The 1,476-nt window shown below is 47.7% G+C and carries 3 protein-coding genes and 1 pseudogene; all 4 read right to left on the bottom strand.

The window, feature by feature from the left end; genetic code table 11:
• The coding region (locus tag V5298_RS20610) for an EscU/YscU/HrcU family type III secretion system export apparatus switch protein (protein WP_332933278.1) at nucleotides 1–302 on the bottom strand (302 nt) is incomplete at its 3' end.
• Between the two features lie 11 nt (nucleotides 303–313).
• Nucleotides 314–1,096 carry a flagellar biosynthetic protein FliR gene (gene fliR / locus V5298_RS20605; RefSeq protein WP_332933277.1) on the bottom strand — a complete coding sequence of 261 codons (783 nt, stop codon included), beginning with the start codon at nucleotides 1,094–1,096 and terminating at the stop codon, nucleotides 314–316.
• Nucleotides 1,097–1,100: 4 nt separating this feature from the next.
• Nucleotides 1,101–1,370, bottom strand: a complete 270-nt coding sequence (gene fliQ / locus V5298_RS20600) for a flagellar biosynthesis protein FliQ (protein WP_216028926.1) — start codon at nucleotides 1,368–1,370, stop codon at nucleotides 1,101–1,103.
• 8 nt (nucleotides 1,371–1,378) lie between these two features.
• A pseudogene (locus V5298_RS20595) lies at nucleotides 1,379–1,476 on the bottom strand (flagellar biosynthetic protein FliP); the annotation flags it as partial.

Here is a 1,476-nt window from a genome sequence, read left to right as displayed (position 1 = left end):
GCAATCATGGCCACCACCATATAAGTTAACACCGGTCCTGCCACTGTGCTAATAGCATATCCCCACGCGGAAAACAGGTACGTGGTGTCATAGGTTTGATCCCGAGACATAGTAAACATACTTTTCATCATACCGAAAACGGCTTTGGCGATAGTCCCGCCAACCACAAGGAACATGATGCCGCTTACCACCAAAACTAAGGTGGTGGACAGCTCTTTTGAACGGGCGAGCTGACCCTTTTTTCGCGCCTCATCCAGCTTTTTCCCCGTGGGGTCTTCTGTCTTTTCCTGTTCATCAGCCATGTTTGTTCACCTTAACTGGGACAAATCAGCAGCAATTCACACATAAACTGCTGAGCACGCTGCCATTGGGTGGCAAAATGAGAAGTAAAGTTATCCAGTGTGATCCAGATAATAATCAGCCCCATGATCTGGGCAATGGAGAAACCAATACTGAAAATATTCAACTGTGGAGCCGCTTTTGTCATCACGCCAAAGGCAAGGTTCACGATAAGTAGTGAAACAATGGGGGCTAACGACAAGGTGATGGCCGACACAAACATCCAGGAGCCCCAATGGGCAATGTCTCTGAACTGTTCAGCAGTAAACCAAGCTTCCCCCACAGGAAAGGCATCAAAACTTAGGGTGATCATTTGGATCATGGCTAAATGGCCGTCCATGGTCCAAAACAGCAAGGTGGCTAAAATCAAATAAAACTGACCCACTGCCGGTACATTAATGCCATTGACCGGATCCACGATGGACGCAAAGCCCAATCCTGTTTGCATGGCAACAATTTGGCCGGCCAACACAAAGGTATTGAGTACCATCATAGAGATAAAACCAATGGCGATGCCAATGAGTAATTGCTGAATAACCAGTAAAAAGGCGCCAACCCCAACCAGATTATCAATATGCACCGGCTTGATCACCGGCATAATAACCAGTGCCAGAAAAATGGCGAGCAGCGCCCTGACTGTTTGCGGGATGGATTTGGCACTCAGTCCAATCATGGCGGCAAACATGCCGCTTATCCGCATAAAGGGAAGCAGCAAGTCCGCTAAAAACTGGTTGATGGTGCTTAGATCCACATGCATGGGATCAGCCCACCACCTGAGGGATTTGGTCGACCATATGGAAGGTAAAATCCATCAGTTTTTCCACCAACCAATTGCCGCCCCAACTTAACGCCAGCAATGTAACGATCAAACGCGGTAAAAAGCTCATGGTTTGTTCGTTAATGGAGGTTGCGGCCTGAAACACGGCCACGATTAACCCCACAATCATGCTAGGCACAATAACCGCAGAGACCAGCAGAATAACCATAAACATGGATTCCCGCAGAATTTCCACAAACACTTCTGGTGACATAACGCCTCCTAGACCCCCATGCCGAAACTGGTGGCAAGGGTGCCAAAGATTAAATTCCATCCGTCAACCAACACAAACAGCATTAACTTAAACGGCAAAGATACGA

The sequence above is a fragment of the Alteromonas sp. 14N.309.X.WAT.G.H12 genome (genome assembly GCF_036697315.1).
Classification (GTDB): Bacteria; Pseudomonadota; Gammaproteobacteria; order Enterobacterales; family Alteromonadaceae; genus Alteromonas.
This window is presented reverse-complemented; position numbering and strand designations above follow the sequence as displayed.

Excerpts from the sequence above, each read along its gene's own strand:
- fliQ (WP_216028926.1), bottom strand. The coding sequence starts at position 1,370 with ATGTCACCAGAAGTGTTTGTGGAAATTCTGCGGGAATCCATGTTTATG.
- fliR (WP_332933277.1), bottom strand. The coding sequence starts at position 1,096 with ATGCATGTGGATCTAAGCACCATCAACCAGTTTTTAGCGGACTTGCTG.